Below are 14,531 nucleotides of genomic sequence, written 5' to 3'. Positions count from 1 at the left end.
GGCTTGTCTACTTCCGCTTGTTACGGCCGCCCTTGTGGGTGCCGTTCTCCGTACCGTTCTCGCTGTCGTACTGCTCGTACGCGTCGACGATACGGCCGACGAGCTTGTGCCGGACGACGTCCTGGGACGACAGGCGGGAGAAGTGGACGTCCTCGACCCCCTCCAGGATGTCCTGGACCTGCCGCAGACCCGACTTCGTGCCGTTCGGCAGGTCGACCTGGGTCACGTCACCCGTGATCACGATCTTCGAGTCGAAGCCGAGCCGGGTGAGGAACATCTTCATCTGCTCGGGGCTCGTGTTCTGGGCCTCGTCCAGAATGATGAAGGCGTCGTTCAGGGTCCGACCCCGCATATAGGCGAGCGGCGCCACCTCGATCGTCCCCGCCGCCATCAGCTTCGGGATCGAGTCCGGGTCGAGCATGTCGTGCAGCGCGTCGTACAGCGGGCGCAGGTAGGGGTCGATCTTCTCGTACAGCGTGCCCGGGAGGAAGCCGAGCCGCTCCCCCGCCTCGACCGCCGGGCGGGTCAGGATGATGCGGTTGACCTGCTTGGACTGGAGGGCCTGGACGGCCTTGGCCATGGCCAGGTAGGTCTTGCCGGTACCGGCCGGGCCGATGCCGAAGACGATCGTGTGCTTGTCGATCGCGTCGACGTACCGCTTCTGGTTGAGGGTCTTGGGTCTGATGGTGCGACCGCGCGAGGACAGGATGTTCTGGGTCAGAACCTCGGCCGGGGTCTCCTGGCCGTCACTCGTCCCGTTCTCACTCGCCCGCAGCATGGCGATCGAGCGTTCCACTGCGTCCTCCGTCATCGGCTGTCCGGTGCGGAGCACCAGCATCATCTCGTCGAACAGGCGCTGGACGAGAGCGACTTCCCGTGGGTCGCCGACCGCGCTGATCTCGTTGCCCCGGACATGGATGTCGGCCGCCGGGAAGGCCGTCTCTATCACGCGCAGGAGGGAGTCTCCGGATCCCAGCACCGTCACCATGGGGTGCTGGGCGGGAACGGTGAACTGTGCTCTCGCCTTGCCCTGCGCGGGCGTGTGAGCTGTGGGTGTCTGAGTCATAGGCCGGCCCGAAGGCCTCTACGTCCTCCCGGATGCGTCTCGCCTGCCACGAGGGCGGCCTGGCGAGTTCAAGGGTACGCCAGGGGACTGACAACGCCGTAGGGCTTTTCCGGGTCCGGCGATGCGTCCGGCGACGGGTCGGACGACGGGTCCGGCGACTACGCCGAGCGGCCGAAACCGATCGTCGGCACCGCTCTGCGCAGCGGCCACGGGGTGGCCTCCTCCGCCGCCGGGAGCAGCGTCGGGAGCAGGGCGTCAAGGAACGCGTACCGCAGGAGCGCCTCGGGGTCCTGGCTGTCGACCGACTGGACCCTGCGCCACCAGGCCGCGATCTCGGACCAGCCGGGGGCGGAGAGCGAGCCGCCGAACTCCTGCACGGAGAGGGCCGCGGTGAGGCCGGCGAAGGCGAGGCGGTCGGCGAGCGGCCAGTCGGCCAGCGTGCCGGTGACGAAGCCGGCCACGAAGACGTCCCCCGCGCCGGTGGGGTCGAGGGCCTCGACGGCGATGGCCGGGACCTCGGCGGACTCGCCGGTGCGCCGGTCCACGGCGTAGGCGCCCTCCGCACCGAGGGTCACGACCGCGAGCGGTACGTGCTCGGTGAGGGCGTGGGCGGCGGCGCGGGGGCAGGTGGCGCCGGTGTAGCGCATGGCCTCCTCCGCGTTCGGCAGGAAGGCCTCGCAGTGCGCCAGGTCGGTGAGGCCGGCCAGGTCCCAGGCACCGGTGTCGTCCCAGCCGACGTCGGCGAAGATGCGGGTGCCGCGACCGGCGGCCCGCTCGATCCAGGGCGCGGGCTTGCCGGGGGTGAGGGAGGCGACGGCGGCGCGGGCGTACGGCGGGTGCTCGGGCGCCTCCTCCTGCGTCAGCACGGCCTCGACGGGCGGTTCGTGGCCGTGGGAGACCATGGTCCGCTCGCCCTCGTAGGCCATGGAGACGGTGACCGGCGAGTGCCAGCCGGGGACGGAGCGCGAGGCGCTGAGGTCGATGCCCTCGCCCTGTTCGAGGGCGTCCCAGCAGTACTCGCCGTAGTGGTCGTCCCCGAAGGCCGCCGCGAGGGAGGTGCGCAGGCCGAGCCGGGCGAGTGCGGTGGCCATGTTGGCGACGCCGCCGGGGCTCGAGCCCATTCCGCGCGCCCAGGACTCGGTCCCGCGCACCGGGGCGGAGTCGAGCCCGGTGAAGATGATGTCGAGGAAGACGGTGCCGGTGAGGTAGACGTCCCACGGCGGATCGTCGGCGGCGCGCCGGGCTGCCAGGGGGTCGACCCGGGCAGCCTGGCAGATCTGGCCGGCCTTGCCGGTCTGGCGGTGGTGTCCCTCTCCGGTGGACGCGTTGGACGCGGTCACGGTGTGCTCCCTGACGTGGTGCCGATCTGGCCAGTGTGCACCACGCCACCGACAGGAACCGGTCTGTCACACGCGGCGCGGGACACCTACCGCTCAGTACCCCGCGAGCGGCGCCCTCGGGCCGCGCCACGTCCACCGGGAGGCCGGCCGCCCGCGCTTCGAGGACGGTGGCGGCCGTGCCGCCGCCCCGGCCGGTGGGCGGTTCGCCGTTCCGCACGGCGACGAGCCGGTCGGCGCGTTCGACCGGTTCGGCCGGGCGCGGGTCGTACCGCGCGCCTCGCCGGCCTCGTCGCCGCCGGTCGCGCCGCCGGGCCGGCAGGAAGGTCGCCGGTGCGGGGACACCGGCACAGGTCACCAGCGGGGGACGGCCGGGGTGACCCAGTCGGGGTCGGCCAGGCGCATGGCCGCCGCGTCGTCGCGCTCGCGCAGGGCGCCGTCGTCGTCGAGCCAGCGCCGGTGCAGGAACCGGAGCTTGTCCCGGTCGAGTTCGACGCCGAGGCCGGGCGCGTCCGACACGGTGACCTTGCCGTCGTCGAAGGTGAGGCGTTCGGTGAGGACGTCCTCCGACTGCCAGGGGTAGTGGGAGTCGCAGGCGTGGTGGAGGTTCGGCACGGTGGACGCCACGTGGGTCATGGCGGCCAGCGAGATGCCCAGGTGGGTGTTGGAGTGCATGGAGATGCCGACGCCGAACGTCCGGCAGATCTCGGCGAGTTGCCGGGTGTTGCGCAGTCCGCCCCAGTAGTGGTGGTCGGAGAGGACGACCTGGACGGCGTCGCGGGTGAACGCCTCCTTGATCTCGGCGAACGTCGTCACGCACATGTTGGTGGCGAGCGGCACGTCGGTCTTCGCGGCCACCTCGGCCATGGCCGGGGTGCCGAGGGCCGGGTCCTCCAGGTATTCGAGGATGCCGCCGATCTCGTCGGCCACCTTGAGTGAGGTCGCAACGGACCAGGCGCCGTTGGGGTCCAGGCGCAGGGGATGGCCGGGGAACGCCTCGGCCAGCGCCCGTACGGCGGCGATCTCCTCGTCCGGCGGGAAGACGCCGCCCTTGAGTTTGAAGGAGGTGAAGCCGTAGCGCTCCTTGAAGCGCCGGGCCTGCTCGACCACCCCGGCCGGGTCGACGGCGGCGCCCCAGTCGTCCTTCTGCGCGGGGACGCCCTCGGGGTGGCCGGCCCACTTGTAGAAGAGGTAGGCGCTGTATTCGACCGCGTCGCGGACCTTGCCGCCGAGCAGGGTGTGCACGGGCAGGCCGAGCGCCTTGCCGAGGGCGTCGAGGCAGGCGACCTCGAAGGCGGAGACGACGGACAGCCGCAGCTTGTCGGCGGTCTGGACGCCGCGCAGCCCGCCGACGTCCACCTGTCCGAAGACCCGGGAGCTGTCGACGGCCACCTGGTCGGCGATGGCGAACAGGCCGTTCAGGTCGCTCACCGGGCGGCCGTGCAGCTTCTCGGCGAACGGGCGGGCCAGTTCCAGGTACTTGGTGTCGCCGTACGTCTCGCCGACGCCCGTGACCCCGTCCGCCGTCTCGACCTCCACGATCAGCCGGGGCGTGTACGGCTGGTGCACGCCCTGGGTGTTGAGCAGCGGCGGGTCGGCGACCAGGATCGGGGTCAGGCGGACGTCGGTGATCGTGAGGTTCACAGCGCGGCTCCTACGAGGTCGAGGCCGGTGTCCAGGAGGGCCCTGAGGTCGGCGAGGTCGGTGGGCGAGGGGTCGGTGAGCGGGGCGCGGACGGGTCCGACGGGGCGGCCGCGCAGCCGGGCCGCCGCCTTCACCAGGGACACGGCGTATCCCGGTACCCGGTCGCGGAGTTCGACGAGGGGGACGTAGAAGTCGCGCAGCAGCCGGTCCACCGATTTGTCGTCGCCGTCGCGCAGCGCGGCGAAGAAGGCGTCGGCGATCTCCGGGGCGAAGGCGTGGACGGCGGAGGAGTAGGCGGGGACGCCGACGGTGGCGTAGGCGCGGGCCTGGATCTCGGCGGTGGCGGCGCCGTTGAAGAAGAGGAAGCCGTCGGGTGCGGCGAGGGTGAGCCGCTGGAGGCGGTCGAGGTCGCTGTGGCCGTCCTTGAGGCCGATGACGCCCGGGATGGCGGCGACCCGCCGCAGCGCGGCGGCGGTGAAGGTGACCTGGCCGCGCTGGTAGGCGATGAGGGGCAGCCGGGTGCGGGCGGCGAGCTGCTCGAGCTGGGCGACGAGGCCGTCCTGCGGGGCGGCGACGAGGTAGTGCGGCAGGACGAGGAGGGCGTCGGCGCCGGCCTCCTCCGCGATGCGCGCGAACCGGGCGGCCTGGGCCCAGCCGTAGCCGACCCCGGCGACGACGGGCAGGCGGCCGCCCGCCTCCTCGACGGCGATCGTGACCACCTGGCGGTACTCGTCCTCGTCGAGGGAGAAGAACTCTCCGGTGCCGCAGGCGGGGAAGACGGCGCCGGGTGCGGTCGCGATCTGCGCCGCGACATGCGCGCGGAAGCCGTCGGGGTCGAGGGTGCCGTCGTCGTGGAAGCTCGTGAGCGGGAACGACAGCACCCCCTGTGCCATGCCGTCCCGCAGGCGTCGGACCGTTTCCCTGTCGAGGCTCACCCTCGGTCATCTCCCTATGTAGACGTCATCCACGTATGAAGATGGAGGTTAGATACGCGAACGCCGACCGTCAATGGGCGTGCGCCGCGGTGCACCGGCCGGGCGTGCGCCCCTCCACCCGCACACCCTTACGATCGGCACATGTCGGAGACAGGCGGCGTCCGCGAGGTGAAGTCCGCGGCGCGCACGGTCGAGCTGCTGGAACTGCTCGCGGCGCGCGGCGACCGGCCGGCGCGGCTCCAGGAGCTGGCGGACGAGCTGGGGGTGCCGCGCAGCTCGATGTACGCGCTGCTCCAGACCCTGATCAGCCGGGGCTGGGTACGCACGGACGTGACCGGCTCCCTCTACGGCATCGGCATCCACGCCCTGCTGACCGGCACCAGCTATCTCGACTCCGACCCGCGCGTGCGGCTGGTGCGGCCCTACCTCGACGAGGCGTCCGAGGCGCTGGGCGAGACGATCCACCTGGGCCGGCTGGACGGCCGTGGCGTGGCGTATCTGGCGACGCGCGAGTCGCACGAGTACCTGCGCACGATCAGCCGGGTCGGGCGGCGGCTCCCGGCGCACGTCGGCGCGCTCGGCAAGGCGCTGCTGGCGCAACGGCCGGACAGCGAGCTGCCCGAGGGGCCGTACGAGGCGTTCACCCCGCACACCCGCACGAGCCGGCGGGCGCTGCGCGACGATCTCGCCGGGGTGCGGGCGCGCGGGTACTCCGTGGACCGCGAGGAGGGCGTCCTCGGCATCGTCGGGTTCGGGTTCGCGCTGCGCTACGACACCCCCGCACAGGACGCGGTCAGCTGCTCGGTGCCGGTGGCCCGGCTGACGCCGGAGCACGAGGAGCGGATCGTCGCGGTGATGCGGGAGATCAGAGCGAAGATCGAGGCGACGGCGCCGGGTTCCGGCGGCGCCGCCGACTGGCGCTAGCGACCGCCGTTACCCGCTCTCCGCCGCTACAAACGCATGGTGATCCACATCACCCACCCTGCCCTTCATCTCGCACCGCGTGCTTGATACAAATTGCCCGCGCGTTCCTGTCCGTCGACGGTCGGCGCCCCACCCCTCCTCCGGCCCCTTCCGAGCCGTCCCTTTCGCATGCCCTGGAACGCCCGTGTCCGCCCCTCGCACCACCCTGCCCTGGCCCGTCGTCGCCCTGTTCACCGCCGGGTACCTCGCCCCCTATCTGCTGCCGACCGTGGTCGGCCGGCTGGACGCCGGGCTGCCGCTGTCCGCCACCGAGGCCGGAGCCGTCGGCAGTGCGCTGCTGCTCGGTTCGGCCGCCGCCGGGTTCCTGCTCGCCTCCCGCGTGGAGCGGATCGGGGCGCGGACCCTCGCCCGGACCGGACTGGCCCTCGCCGTGCTCGGCTACGGCGGCGCCGCGCTCGCCGGTGAGGTGACCGCCGTCGTCGCGGGCGCGGTCCTCGGCGGCTTCGGCTCCGGCACCGTCACCACGGTCGCCGCCACCCGGATCGCCGCCCATCCCGACCCGCACCGCGTCTCCACTGCGGGCCTGCTCGGGGTCTCCGCGCTCGCGGGCGCCGTCTACCTGACGGTGCCGCACCTGGGCGCGGGGCACGGTCAGCCGCTGGCCGCGATCGCCCTCACCGCGCTCGCGGTCTGGCCGCTGACGGGGCGTCTGCCCGGCCGGGCGGCCCTCGTCCGGACCCGCCGCCAGGACCGGCCGCGGCTGCCCCGGCTGCGGGCCGGACTCGTCCTGGCCGCAGCCATGCCCTGCTGGTCGCTGGTCCAGAACTCGCTCTGGGGCGTCAGCGGACGCATCGGCCTGACCCAGGCGCACCTCACCGAGGCGGGCGTCGGCGTCGTCTTCGCGGTGGCGCTGGGAGCCGGGCTCACGGGCGTGCTGGGCGCGGGAGCGCTCGGGACGAGGCTCGGGCGGGCGGCGCCCATCGGCGCCGGGACCGTCCTGATCGCCGGCTGTGTCGTCGCCAGCGCCTCCGCGACCGGGCCGGTGAGCTTCGCGGCCGGCGAGATCGCCTGGAACACGCTCTACCCGATCGTGCTGTCGTACCTGATCGGACTGGCCGCCTCGCTCGACCCGCGCGGCCGCTGGGCGGTGCTCGTCGGGTCGGCGTCCTCACTGGGGACGGCGGCCGGGCCGCTGACCGGGAGCGTGCTGTCGGCCTGGGCCGGGTTCCCGGTGATGGGCCTGCTGCTGGGGGCCGGGCTGCTCGTCGTCGCGGTGCCGATGACCGCCGTCGCCCTGCGCACGGGCGGCGGCCCGCGAGTCGCGGGCTCGGTCCGGCGGCGGGGCGGCGCCCCGGAGCCGCACGTGGTGGAGATCCCGGTGGAGGGCTCGGCGGTACCCGTCCGGGACGCGTACGGCACGGCCGGACCCCGGCGGGCGGGCGCCGCGCCGGGGTCCGGTGCCTGAGGCCGCCCGACCTGCCGGTGTCCACGACGCCGCGGGTCAGTAAGGCTGGAACGTGTAGGCGTCGACCTCGGCGAGATACCGCGCCCGCCGCTCCTCGTCGTCCTCCAGGAAGGAGGCGACGAAGGAGTTGCGGGCCAGCTCGCGCAGCCGCTCCTCGCCCAGGCCCAGGGCCGCGCCCACGGCGTCGAAGTTGTCGCCGGCGTACCCGCCGAAGTAGGCCGGGTCGTCGGAGTTGACCGTGCACAGCAGCCCGGCGTCGAGCATGGCGGGCAGCGGGTGGTCGGCGAGGACGTCGACGGTGCGCAGCCGCACGTTGGACAGCGGGCACAGCGTCAGCGGGATCCGCTCCCGCACCAGCCGCTCGACGAGGGCCGGGTCCTCCATGCACCGGAGGCCGTGGTCGACGCGCTCCACGCCGAGCACGTCCAGGGCCTCGGTGATGTACTCCGGCGGCCCCTCCTCACCGGCGTGCGCGACGCGCCGCAGTCCGAGAGCGGCCGCCGCCTCGTACACCTCGCGGAACTTCACCGGCGGGTGCCCGACCTCGGCGGAGTCCAGGCCCACCCCGGTGATCCGGTCGAGGTGGGGCCGCGCCGCCTCCAGGGTCTCCAGCGCCGACTCGGCGGACTCGTCGCGCAGGAAACACAGGATCAGCCGGGTCGAGATGCCGTGTGCGGCCTCACTGCCGCCCAGCGCGCGCCACAGCCCGTCCACGACCGTGCCCATGCTCACCCCGCGGGCGAGGTGGGCCTGCGGGTCGAAGAAGATCTCCGCGTGCCGCACGCCCTGCGCGGCGGCCCGCGCGAGGTAGGCGTTCGCGAGGTCCTCGAAGTCGCGCTCGGTGCGCAGGACCGCCATGAGCTCGTAGTACAGGTTCAGGAACGACTGGAGATCCTCGAACTGATACGCCTTGCGGAGCTCGTCCGTGTCGGCGTACGGCAGTGCGACCCCGTTGCGGGCGGCCAGCTCGAAAGCCAGCTCGGGCTCCAGGGTTCCTTCGATGTGCAGGTGCAGTTCAGCTTTGGGGAGGGGCATCAAAGCATCGTACGGCTGCTCCGGCTCGGATTCCGCCTTGCGATCTCTGCGCCGATCACCCCTGCTGAGCTGCTTTTCTGCTGGGGGTCCGGGGGGTCGTCCCCCGGAACGGTTCAGTACCGCCGTTTCGGAACCGGCACTCGCAGCAGGTCGTGCGCCACGGTCAGCTCGCCCTCGAACCCGGCCGCCCGCGCCTGCCGCTCGAATTCCTCCGGCTCCGGGTAGCGCTGGCTGAAGTGGGTGAGGACGAGATGCCGCACCCCGGCGTCACGGGCCACCCGGGCGGCCTGACCGGCGGTCAGATGACCGTGGTCGACGGCGAGCCGCTCGTCCTCGTCGAGGAAGGTCGACTCGATGACGAGCAGGTCGGCGCCGTCGGCGAGCGCGTGCACGCCCTCGCACAGCCGGGTGTCCATGATGAACGCGAACCGCTGGCCGGTCCGTACCTCGCTGACGTCGTCCAGCGACACCGCGCCGATCGCTCCCTCCCGCTGGATCCGGCCGACGTCCGGCCCCTTGATGCCGTGCGCGGCCAGCTGCTCGGGCAGCATGCGGCGGCCGTCGGGCTCGACGATCCGGTAGCCGTAGGACTCGACGGGGTGGGAGAGCCTGGCGGCCTCGAGACGGTAGGACGCGGTGGTGGCCAGCACGCCGTCCGCGTCGACCGGGGCCTCGGTGATGCCGACGGTCTCGCGGTAGGCGGTGGAGTAGCGCAGCCGCTCGAAGAAGCGCTGCCCGGAGCGCGGATAGTGCGCGGTGACCGGGTGCGGGACCTTGTCCAGGTTGATGCGCTGGATGACTCCGGCGAGGCCGAGGGAGTGGTCGCCGTGGAAGTGCGTGACGCAGATCCGGTTGAGGTCGTGCGCGGCGACCCCGGCGCGCAGCATCTGCCGCTGGGTACCCTCGCCCGGGTCGAAGAGGACACCCTCGCCGTCCCAGCGCAGCAGGTAGCCGTTGTGGTTGCGATGCCGGGTGGGGACCTGGCTGGCGGTGCCGAGGACCACCAGTTCACGTACGGACACGGCGGCCTATCCGGGAGGCCAGTGCAGGCCACGGCCGCCGACGACGTGCGCGTGGGCGTGCCAGACGGTCTGACCGGCGCCGGCGCCGGTGTTGAAGACGACGCGGTAGCTCTCCAGCTTGTCCTCGTCCGCGACCGCCTGCGTCTCGCGCAGCACGTCGGCGGCGAGCTCCGGCGCGCCGGCGGCCAGCGCGGCGGCGTCCCGGTAGTGCGCCTTCGGGATCACCAGGACGTGGGTGGGCGCCTGCGGGTTGATGTCCCGGAAGGCGATGGTCGTCTCGGTCTCCCGCACGATCGTCGCCGGGATGTTCCCCGCGACGATCTTGCAGAACAGGCAGTCGTCCTGCGGTTCCCCTGCCATGCGGGCTCCTCCTCAGACGGTTGATCAGTACGGGGGCATGGTAGCGGGGGTGCGTTGTCCCAGCCCGTCCGGCACTGGAGGACGAGGCCGTTCAGGCCGAAGCGGGGTCTCCGGGGGCGGCAGCCCCCGGAGACGGTCGCCACGACGCCGGGTGGGCTACGACCCGGGCAGCGGCGGAGGCGTCTTCGCCGGGGTCTCCCGCAGAGCGGCAAGCGCCAGCGAGACCGCCTCGTCCAGCTGGACGTCCCGCTGCGCCGCGTAGTCCTGAGGAGCACAGACCACCTCGACGTCCGGGTCGACGCCGTGGTTCTCCACGCCCCACTCGTACCCCTCCAGCCAGAACGCGTACTTGGGCTGCGTGACGAGCGTCCCGTCGACCAACCGGTACCGGCTGTCGATCCCGATCGTCCCGCCCCACGTGCGGGTGCCCACCACCGGCCCGATCCCGAGCGCCTTGATCGCCGCGTTGACGATGTCCCCGTCGGACCCGGAGAACTCGTTGGCGACGGCGACGACGGGCCCCCGGGGAGCGTCCTCCGGATAGCTGGACGCCCGCATCCCGCGCGGCAGGTCCCAGCCGACGATGCGCCGGGCGAGCTTCTCGACGACCAGCTGCGAGGTGTGCCCGCCCCGGTTCTCCCGGACGTCCACGATCAGTCCCTCCCGCGCCACCTCCACCCGCAGGTCGCGGTGGATCTGGGCCCAGCCGGGCGCCTGCATGTCGGGCACGTGCAGATACCCGAGCCGGCCGCCGGAGGCCTCGTGCACGTACGCCCGGCGGTCCGAGACCCACGCGTGGTAGCGCAGCGCCTCCTCGTCCGCGACGGGGACGACGACGGCGTGCCTCGGCTCGCCCCCGCCGGACGGCGAGATCGTCAGCTCGACGACCTTGCCCGCGGTGCCGACGAGCAGCGGTCCGGGCCCGGCGACCGGGTCCACCTGCTGCCCGCCGACGGCGACGATCGCGTCGCCGGCCCGCACCGCGACGCCGGGCGCGGCGAGCGGGGAGCGCGCGTGGGGGTCGGAGGTCTCCGAGGGCAGGATCCGGTCGATGCGCCAACCGCCGTCGGCGTGAAGGGAGATGTCCGCGCCCAGCAGGCCCTGCCGGGCACCGCCGCCATGGCCGCCGCGCGGTGTGACGTAGGCGTGCGAGGTGCCGAGTTCGCCGTGCACCTCCCAGAGCAGGTCGACGAGGTCGTCATGGGTGGCGACCCGTTCCAGCACGGGCCGGTAGCGGTCCAGGACGCCGTCCCAGTCGACGCCGCCCAGGTCGGGCCGCCAGAAGTTGTCCCGCATGATCCGGCCGGTCTCGTCGTACATCTGCCGCCACTCGGCGGCCGGGTCGACGGTGCGGCGGATCCGGCCGAGGTCGACGGTGATGTTGCTGTCGCTGTCCTCGTCGCCGGAGGCGCGCCGGTCGCTGGGCACGACCTTGAGCTTGCCGTCGGTCCACAGCAGCAGCCGCTTGCCGTCGCCGCTGACCTCGAAGCCGTCGGCGTCGGCGGCGAGGTGCTCGATGCGCTGCTGGGCGAGGTCGTAGCGCTCGAGTTCGGTGTGCGGGTCGGGGTCGTCCGGGGTGGCCCGGGAGGCGCCGAGGACACCGCGCACGGGGTGCCGCAGCCACAGCACGCCGTCCTTCGCCGCGGCGAGCCCGGAGTACCGGCCGGCCTCCACCGGGAAGGGGACTATCCGGTCGGCGAGGCCTTCGAGGTCGATACGGGTGGTCGGGGTGCCCTCGCTGTCGGGCGTCTCGTCCTTGTCGGGGGCCTCGAAGGGCCTGCCGTGCCGCTGGGGGCCGAAGGGGGACGGGGTCGTCGCCGCGAGGGTGATGAGGTGCGGGCGGGCTCCGGCCACGAAGGAGAGGTCGAAGACGTGCTCGTCGTAGACCGGGTCGAAGGCGCGTGCGGAGAGGAACGCCAGGTGCTTGCCGTCGAGGGTGAAGGCGGGCGCGTAGTCCCGGAAGCGCAGGGGGGTGGCCTCGGTGACCGACAGGTCGGTGACGTTGGCGAGCTTGAGCTGGCTGAGCGGGCGCGGCCCGGGGTGGGACCAGGCGAGCCAGCCCGAGTCGGGCGAGAAGACCAGGTCGGACACCTCGCCGTCGGGGCTGCTGTCGACCTCGCGGACCTCTCCGGTCTCCCGCTCGACGAGCAGCAGCCGGCCGTCGTGCGCGGCGACGGCGGCCCGGCTGCCGTCGGGTGCCATGGCGAGCTCCAGGACCCGTCCGAGCCGTCCGGCGGCGAGCCGGCGCGGAGTGGCGCCGGGGGCCGTGCCGGTGGCCGGGGCGAACTCCAGCGCGTCCTCGCCCTCGGCGTCGGTCACCCACACGACCCACTCCTCGCCCTCCGTGCGGAAGGTGCGCGGCAGCCGGGCCCGGACGCCGGGTTCGGCGGCGAGCGCGCGGGCGGGTCCGGAGCGGTGGGTCACCCAGTGGACGGCGCCGCGCACCTCCACGGCGCTGCCCCGCGCGGTGTGGTCGGGCGCGGCCCCGCCCAGCCAGCGGGAGGCGGCCACGGGATACGGGCGGCGGTCGGTGCGCTGCCCGCCGAGGCGGATGTCGAGCCGGCGCGGTTCGGCCCCGTCGAGGTCGTCGAGCAGCCACAGCTCGCCCGCGGCCATGTACACGACCCGGGTACCGTCACCGGCGGCGTGCCGGGCGTAGAAGCCTTCGAGCGGTGTGTGCAGCCGCAGGTCCGACCCGTCGGCGAGGGAGGAGTACAGGGCTCCCGTGCCTTCGTGATCCGACAGGAACGCGAGGCGTTCCCCCGCCCACACGGGGTACTCGATGTTGCCGTCCAGCTCCTCGTGCAGCCGGACGAACTCCCCGTCGCCCTCCCGGTCGATCCACAACTTGCCCGCCGTACCGCCCCGGTAGCGCTTCCAGTGGGCGGCCTCGCGTCCCATCGGGGCGGACAGCACCACGGTGTGCGGGCCGTGCGCGACGGTGCCGACCGGCCCGTACGGCAGGGTCGTCGCCGGTCCGCCGTCGACCGGGACGGCGCGGGCCCAGCTGCGGCGCAGGGTCGCCTGGTCGTAGGTGCTGACGGCGAGGACCCGGCCGTCCGGGGTCCAGCCCCGCACCCGGGTCTGCCAGCTCCCCCAGTAGGTCAGCCGGGTCGACGGGCCGCCGTCGACGGGGGCGATGTGCACCTCGGGGGCGCCGTCACGGGTGGAGGTCCAGGCCACGGTGGTGCCGTCGGGCGAGATACGCGGCAGGGTGACCGGCACGTTGTCGGCGCTGACCCGCCAGGCGCGGCCGCCGTCGAGAGGGGCCAGCCACACGTCGTCCTCGGCGGCGAAGGCCACCGACTCGCCGTGCAGATGGGGGTATCGGAGGTATGCGGCAGGCGTCGCGGGCTGTGTCACCGAATCACTGTATGCACCGGCGGGACCGCAGGTCAGGGGTTTCGATCACTTCATTCCACCGCCGCCCCCACCCCCTCCTCCGTCCCCGCTCACGGTCTCGGTGACCGTCACGGTCACGGTCACCGTCGGCCGCCCGCCGGGCCGGTCGGATCCGGACGGCGCGACCGGCGACGGCGTCGCGGACTCGCAGTCCCCGAGACCGCTCACCCGGAACAGCTGCTTCTTCCCGACGACGGCGGTGAGGTCGCCGCGCACACAGGCCCCGTCGACGGCCCGCGCGACCCGTCCCTCCACCGTGATGTCCCGCCCGTCGGCGGTCTTTCCCTGACAGTCCACGGCGGCGACGGTCCCCGCCTTCTCCCGGCCCTCGTACCGAGCCGTGCAGGTCAGCCAGCGCACGTCCACGTCCCGCCGCTGGATCTCGGCCGTCGCGGCCTCGTCGGTGGTGTACGCCACGGACATGCTGCTCAGCCCGCCCGGCTCGCACGCCACGGCGCCCACCGCGGCCACGGCCGCCAACGGGAGAAGCCAAATGCGCCTCAATGCCCCCATGGACGGCAGCGTGCCACTCGGGCGGACGCTGCGGTAGCCCGTATGCGGTCACGTTCCGCGCGGGTCCTACCGTGGGACGCATGAGCGATCAGCGCCGCCGGAGAACCCTCGTCGTGGACGGGACGACCACCTATGTGTGGACCGTCCGCCACCGGCACGGGGACGGACAGCCGTGCCGGGAGGTTCTCACCCTCCACCGAGGCGGCAAGCGCACCCACATCGTCTTCCGGGACGGCGAGGGGCGTTACTCGGGCGGTGGCGGATACGGGCACAGCGGCGGGGTGGGCGACCGTCACCATCACCTCAACCTCCATGAACCCGGTGTGGTGCGCGCCTTCGTCGACGAGGCCGCCAAGCGAGAACTGCTGCCAATGGACGGCGAGTTGGACGGCTGGGAGCTGTTCACCGCGGTCGCGCTCAGCCGCGCAGGAGCAGCCACTGCTGAAGTTCCACCAGATTGCCCTCAGGGTCCTTGAGGTAGGCCACGCGCATCCGGTCGGCCATCGGGGCGGGGCCGTGGATCAGGGCGGCGCCGCGGGCGGTGATCCGCGCGCACATGGCGTCCAGGTCGTCGACGCGCAGGGCCACCAGGGAACGGTGACCGTTCGCCGTGTCGCCCAGCTCGCCCAGCACCTGCGCCATCATCTTCCGGTCCTGGATGGCTATCCCCGTCGAACCGGTGGCGGGCGAGAACTTCTCGTACGGTCCCCGCTCGGCCCCCGACTGCGGCTTGAGGCCGAGGACGTCGGCGTAGAAGCGGTAGCAGGCGGCGAAGTCGGTGACCAGCAGCCTCACCTGGACGAATTCCACGATGTCCTCCCGGAGGAC

At 73.2% G+C, this 14,531-nt stretch carries 13 protein-coding genes; 3 read left to right on the top strand and 10 right to left on the bottom strand.

The window, feature by feature from the left end:
• Window positions 1-7 precede the first annotated feature (7 nt).
• The 4 genes from QQM72_RS15710 to QQM72_RS15695 all read right to left on the bottom strand — a co-directional run bounded on the left by QQM72_RS15710 (window position 8) and on the right by QQM72_RS15695 (window position 4,982).
• Window positions 8-1,066, bottom strand: a complete 1,059-nt coding sequence (locus tag QQM72_RS15710) for a PhoH family protein (RefSeq protein WP_314221489.1) — start codon at window positions 1,064-1,066, stop codon at window positions 8-10.
• A gap of 158 nt (window positions 1,067-1,224) precedes the next feature.
• Window positions 1,225-2,406 (bottom strand): PfkB family carbohydrate kinase, encoded by a 1,182-nt coding sequence (locus QQM72_RS15705; protein WP_399077350.1) that lies wholly within the window; start codon window positions 2,404-2,406, stop codon window positions 1,225-1,227.
• Window positions 2,407-2,757: 351 nt separating this feature from the next.
• Entirely contained in the window at window positions 2,758-4,047 is a 1,290-nt protein-coding gene (locus QQM72_RS15700; RefSeq protein WP_314221488.1) for a glucarate dehydratase family protein, read from the bottom strand.
• Complete coding sequence (locus tag QQM72_RS15695) at window positions 4,044-4,982, bottom strand: 5-dehydro-4-deoxyglucarate dehydratase (RefSeq protein ID WP_314221487.1); 939 nt, start codon at window positions 4,980-4,982, stop codon at window positions 4,044-4,046. Before QQM72_RS15695 ends, QQM72_RS15700 begins: the two co-directional genes overlap by 4 nt.
• A gap of 141 nt (window positions 4,983-5,123) precedes the next feature.
• On the opposite strand from QQM72_RS15695, the gene QQM72_RS15690 reads away from it, so the two are divergent.
• Window positions 5,124-5,906, top strand: a complete 783-nt coding sequence (locus QQM72_RS15690) for an IclR family transcriptional regulator (RefSeq protein ID WP_314221486.1) — start codon at window positions 5,124-5,126, stop codon at window positions 5,904-5,906.
• Between the two features lie 184 nt (window positions 5,907-6,090).
• Complete coding sequence (locus QQM72_RS15685) at window positions 6,091-7,371, top strand: MFS transporter (protein WP_314221485.1); 1,281 nt, start codon at window positions 6,091-6,093, stop codon at window positions 7,369-7,371.
• A gap of 36 nt (window positions 7,372-7,407) precedes the next feature.
• Here the strand turns inward: QQM72_RS15685 and QQM72_RS15680 are convergent, their stop codons facing one another.
• The 5 genes from QQM72_RS15680 to QQM72_RS15660 form a co-directional block, all read right to left on the bottom strand.
• Window positions 7,408-8,406 (bottom strand): adenosine deaminase, encoded by a 999-nt coding sequence (locus QQM72_RS15680; protein ID WP_314221484.1) that lies wholly within the window; start codon window positions 8,404-8,406, stop codon window positions 7,408-7,410.
• Window positions 8,407-8,519: 113 nt separating this feature from the next.
• Window positions 8,520-9,428: a ribonuclease Z gene (locus QQM72_RS15675; protein ID WP_314221483.1), complete on the bottom strand. Its 909-nt coding sequence runs from the start codon at window positions 9,426-9,428 to the stop codon at window positions 8,520-8,522.
• 6 nt (window positions 9,429-9,434) lie between these two features.
• Window positions 9,435-9,788, bottom strand: coding sequence for a histidine triad nucleotide-binding protein (locus QQM72_RS15670; protein ID WP_054244874.1), 354 nt, complete (start codon window positions 9,786-9,788; stop codon window positions 9,435-9,437).
• A gap of 156 nt (window positions 9,789-9,944) precedes the next feature.
• Window positions 9,945-13,151, bottom strand: a complete 3,207-nt coding sequence (locus QQM72_RS15665) for a S41 family peptidase (protein WP_314221482.1) — start codon at window positions 13,149-13,151, stop codon at window positions 9,945-9,947.
• Window positions 13,152-13,196: 45 nt separating this feature from the next.
• Window positions 13,197-13,703, bottom strand: coding sequence for a hypothetical protein (locus QQM72_RS15660; RefSeq protein WP_314221481.1), 507 nt, complete (start codon window positions 13,701-13,703; stop codon window positions 13,197-13,199).
• Between the two features lie 80 nt (window positions 13,704-13,783).
• Here QQM72_RS15660 and QQM72_RS15655 point away from each other — a divergent pair, with 80 nt between their 5' ends.
• Window positions 13,784-14,179 carry a hypothetical protein gene (locus QQM72_RS15655; RefSeq protein ID WP_314221480.1) on the top strand — a complete coding sequence of 132 codons (396 nt, stop codon included), beginning with the start codon at window positions 13,784-13,786 and terminating at the stop codon, window positions 14,177-14,179.
• Here QQM72_RS15655 and QQM72_RS15650 read toward each other — a convergent pair.
• Window positions 14,121-14,513, bottom strand: coding sequence for a VOC family protein (locus QQM72_RS15650; protein WP_314221479.1), 393 nt, complete (start codon window positions 14,511-14,513; stop codon window positions 14,121-14,123). The genes QQM72_RS15655 and QQM72_RS15650 overlap by 59 nt on opposite strands.
• Between the last annotated feature and the right edge of the window lie 18 nt (window positions 14,514-14,531).

It is taken from the genome of Streptomyces zaehneri, from assembly GCF_032248645.1.
GTDB classification, from domain to species: domain Bacteria; phylum Actinomycetota; class Actinomycetes; order Streptomycetales; family Streptomycetaceae; genus Streptomyces; species Streptomyces coriariae.
This window is presented reverse-complemented; position numbering and strand designations above follow the sequence as displayed.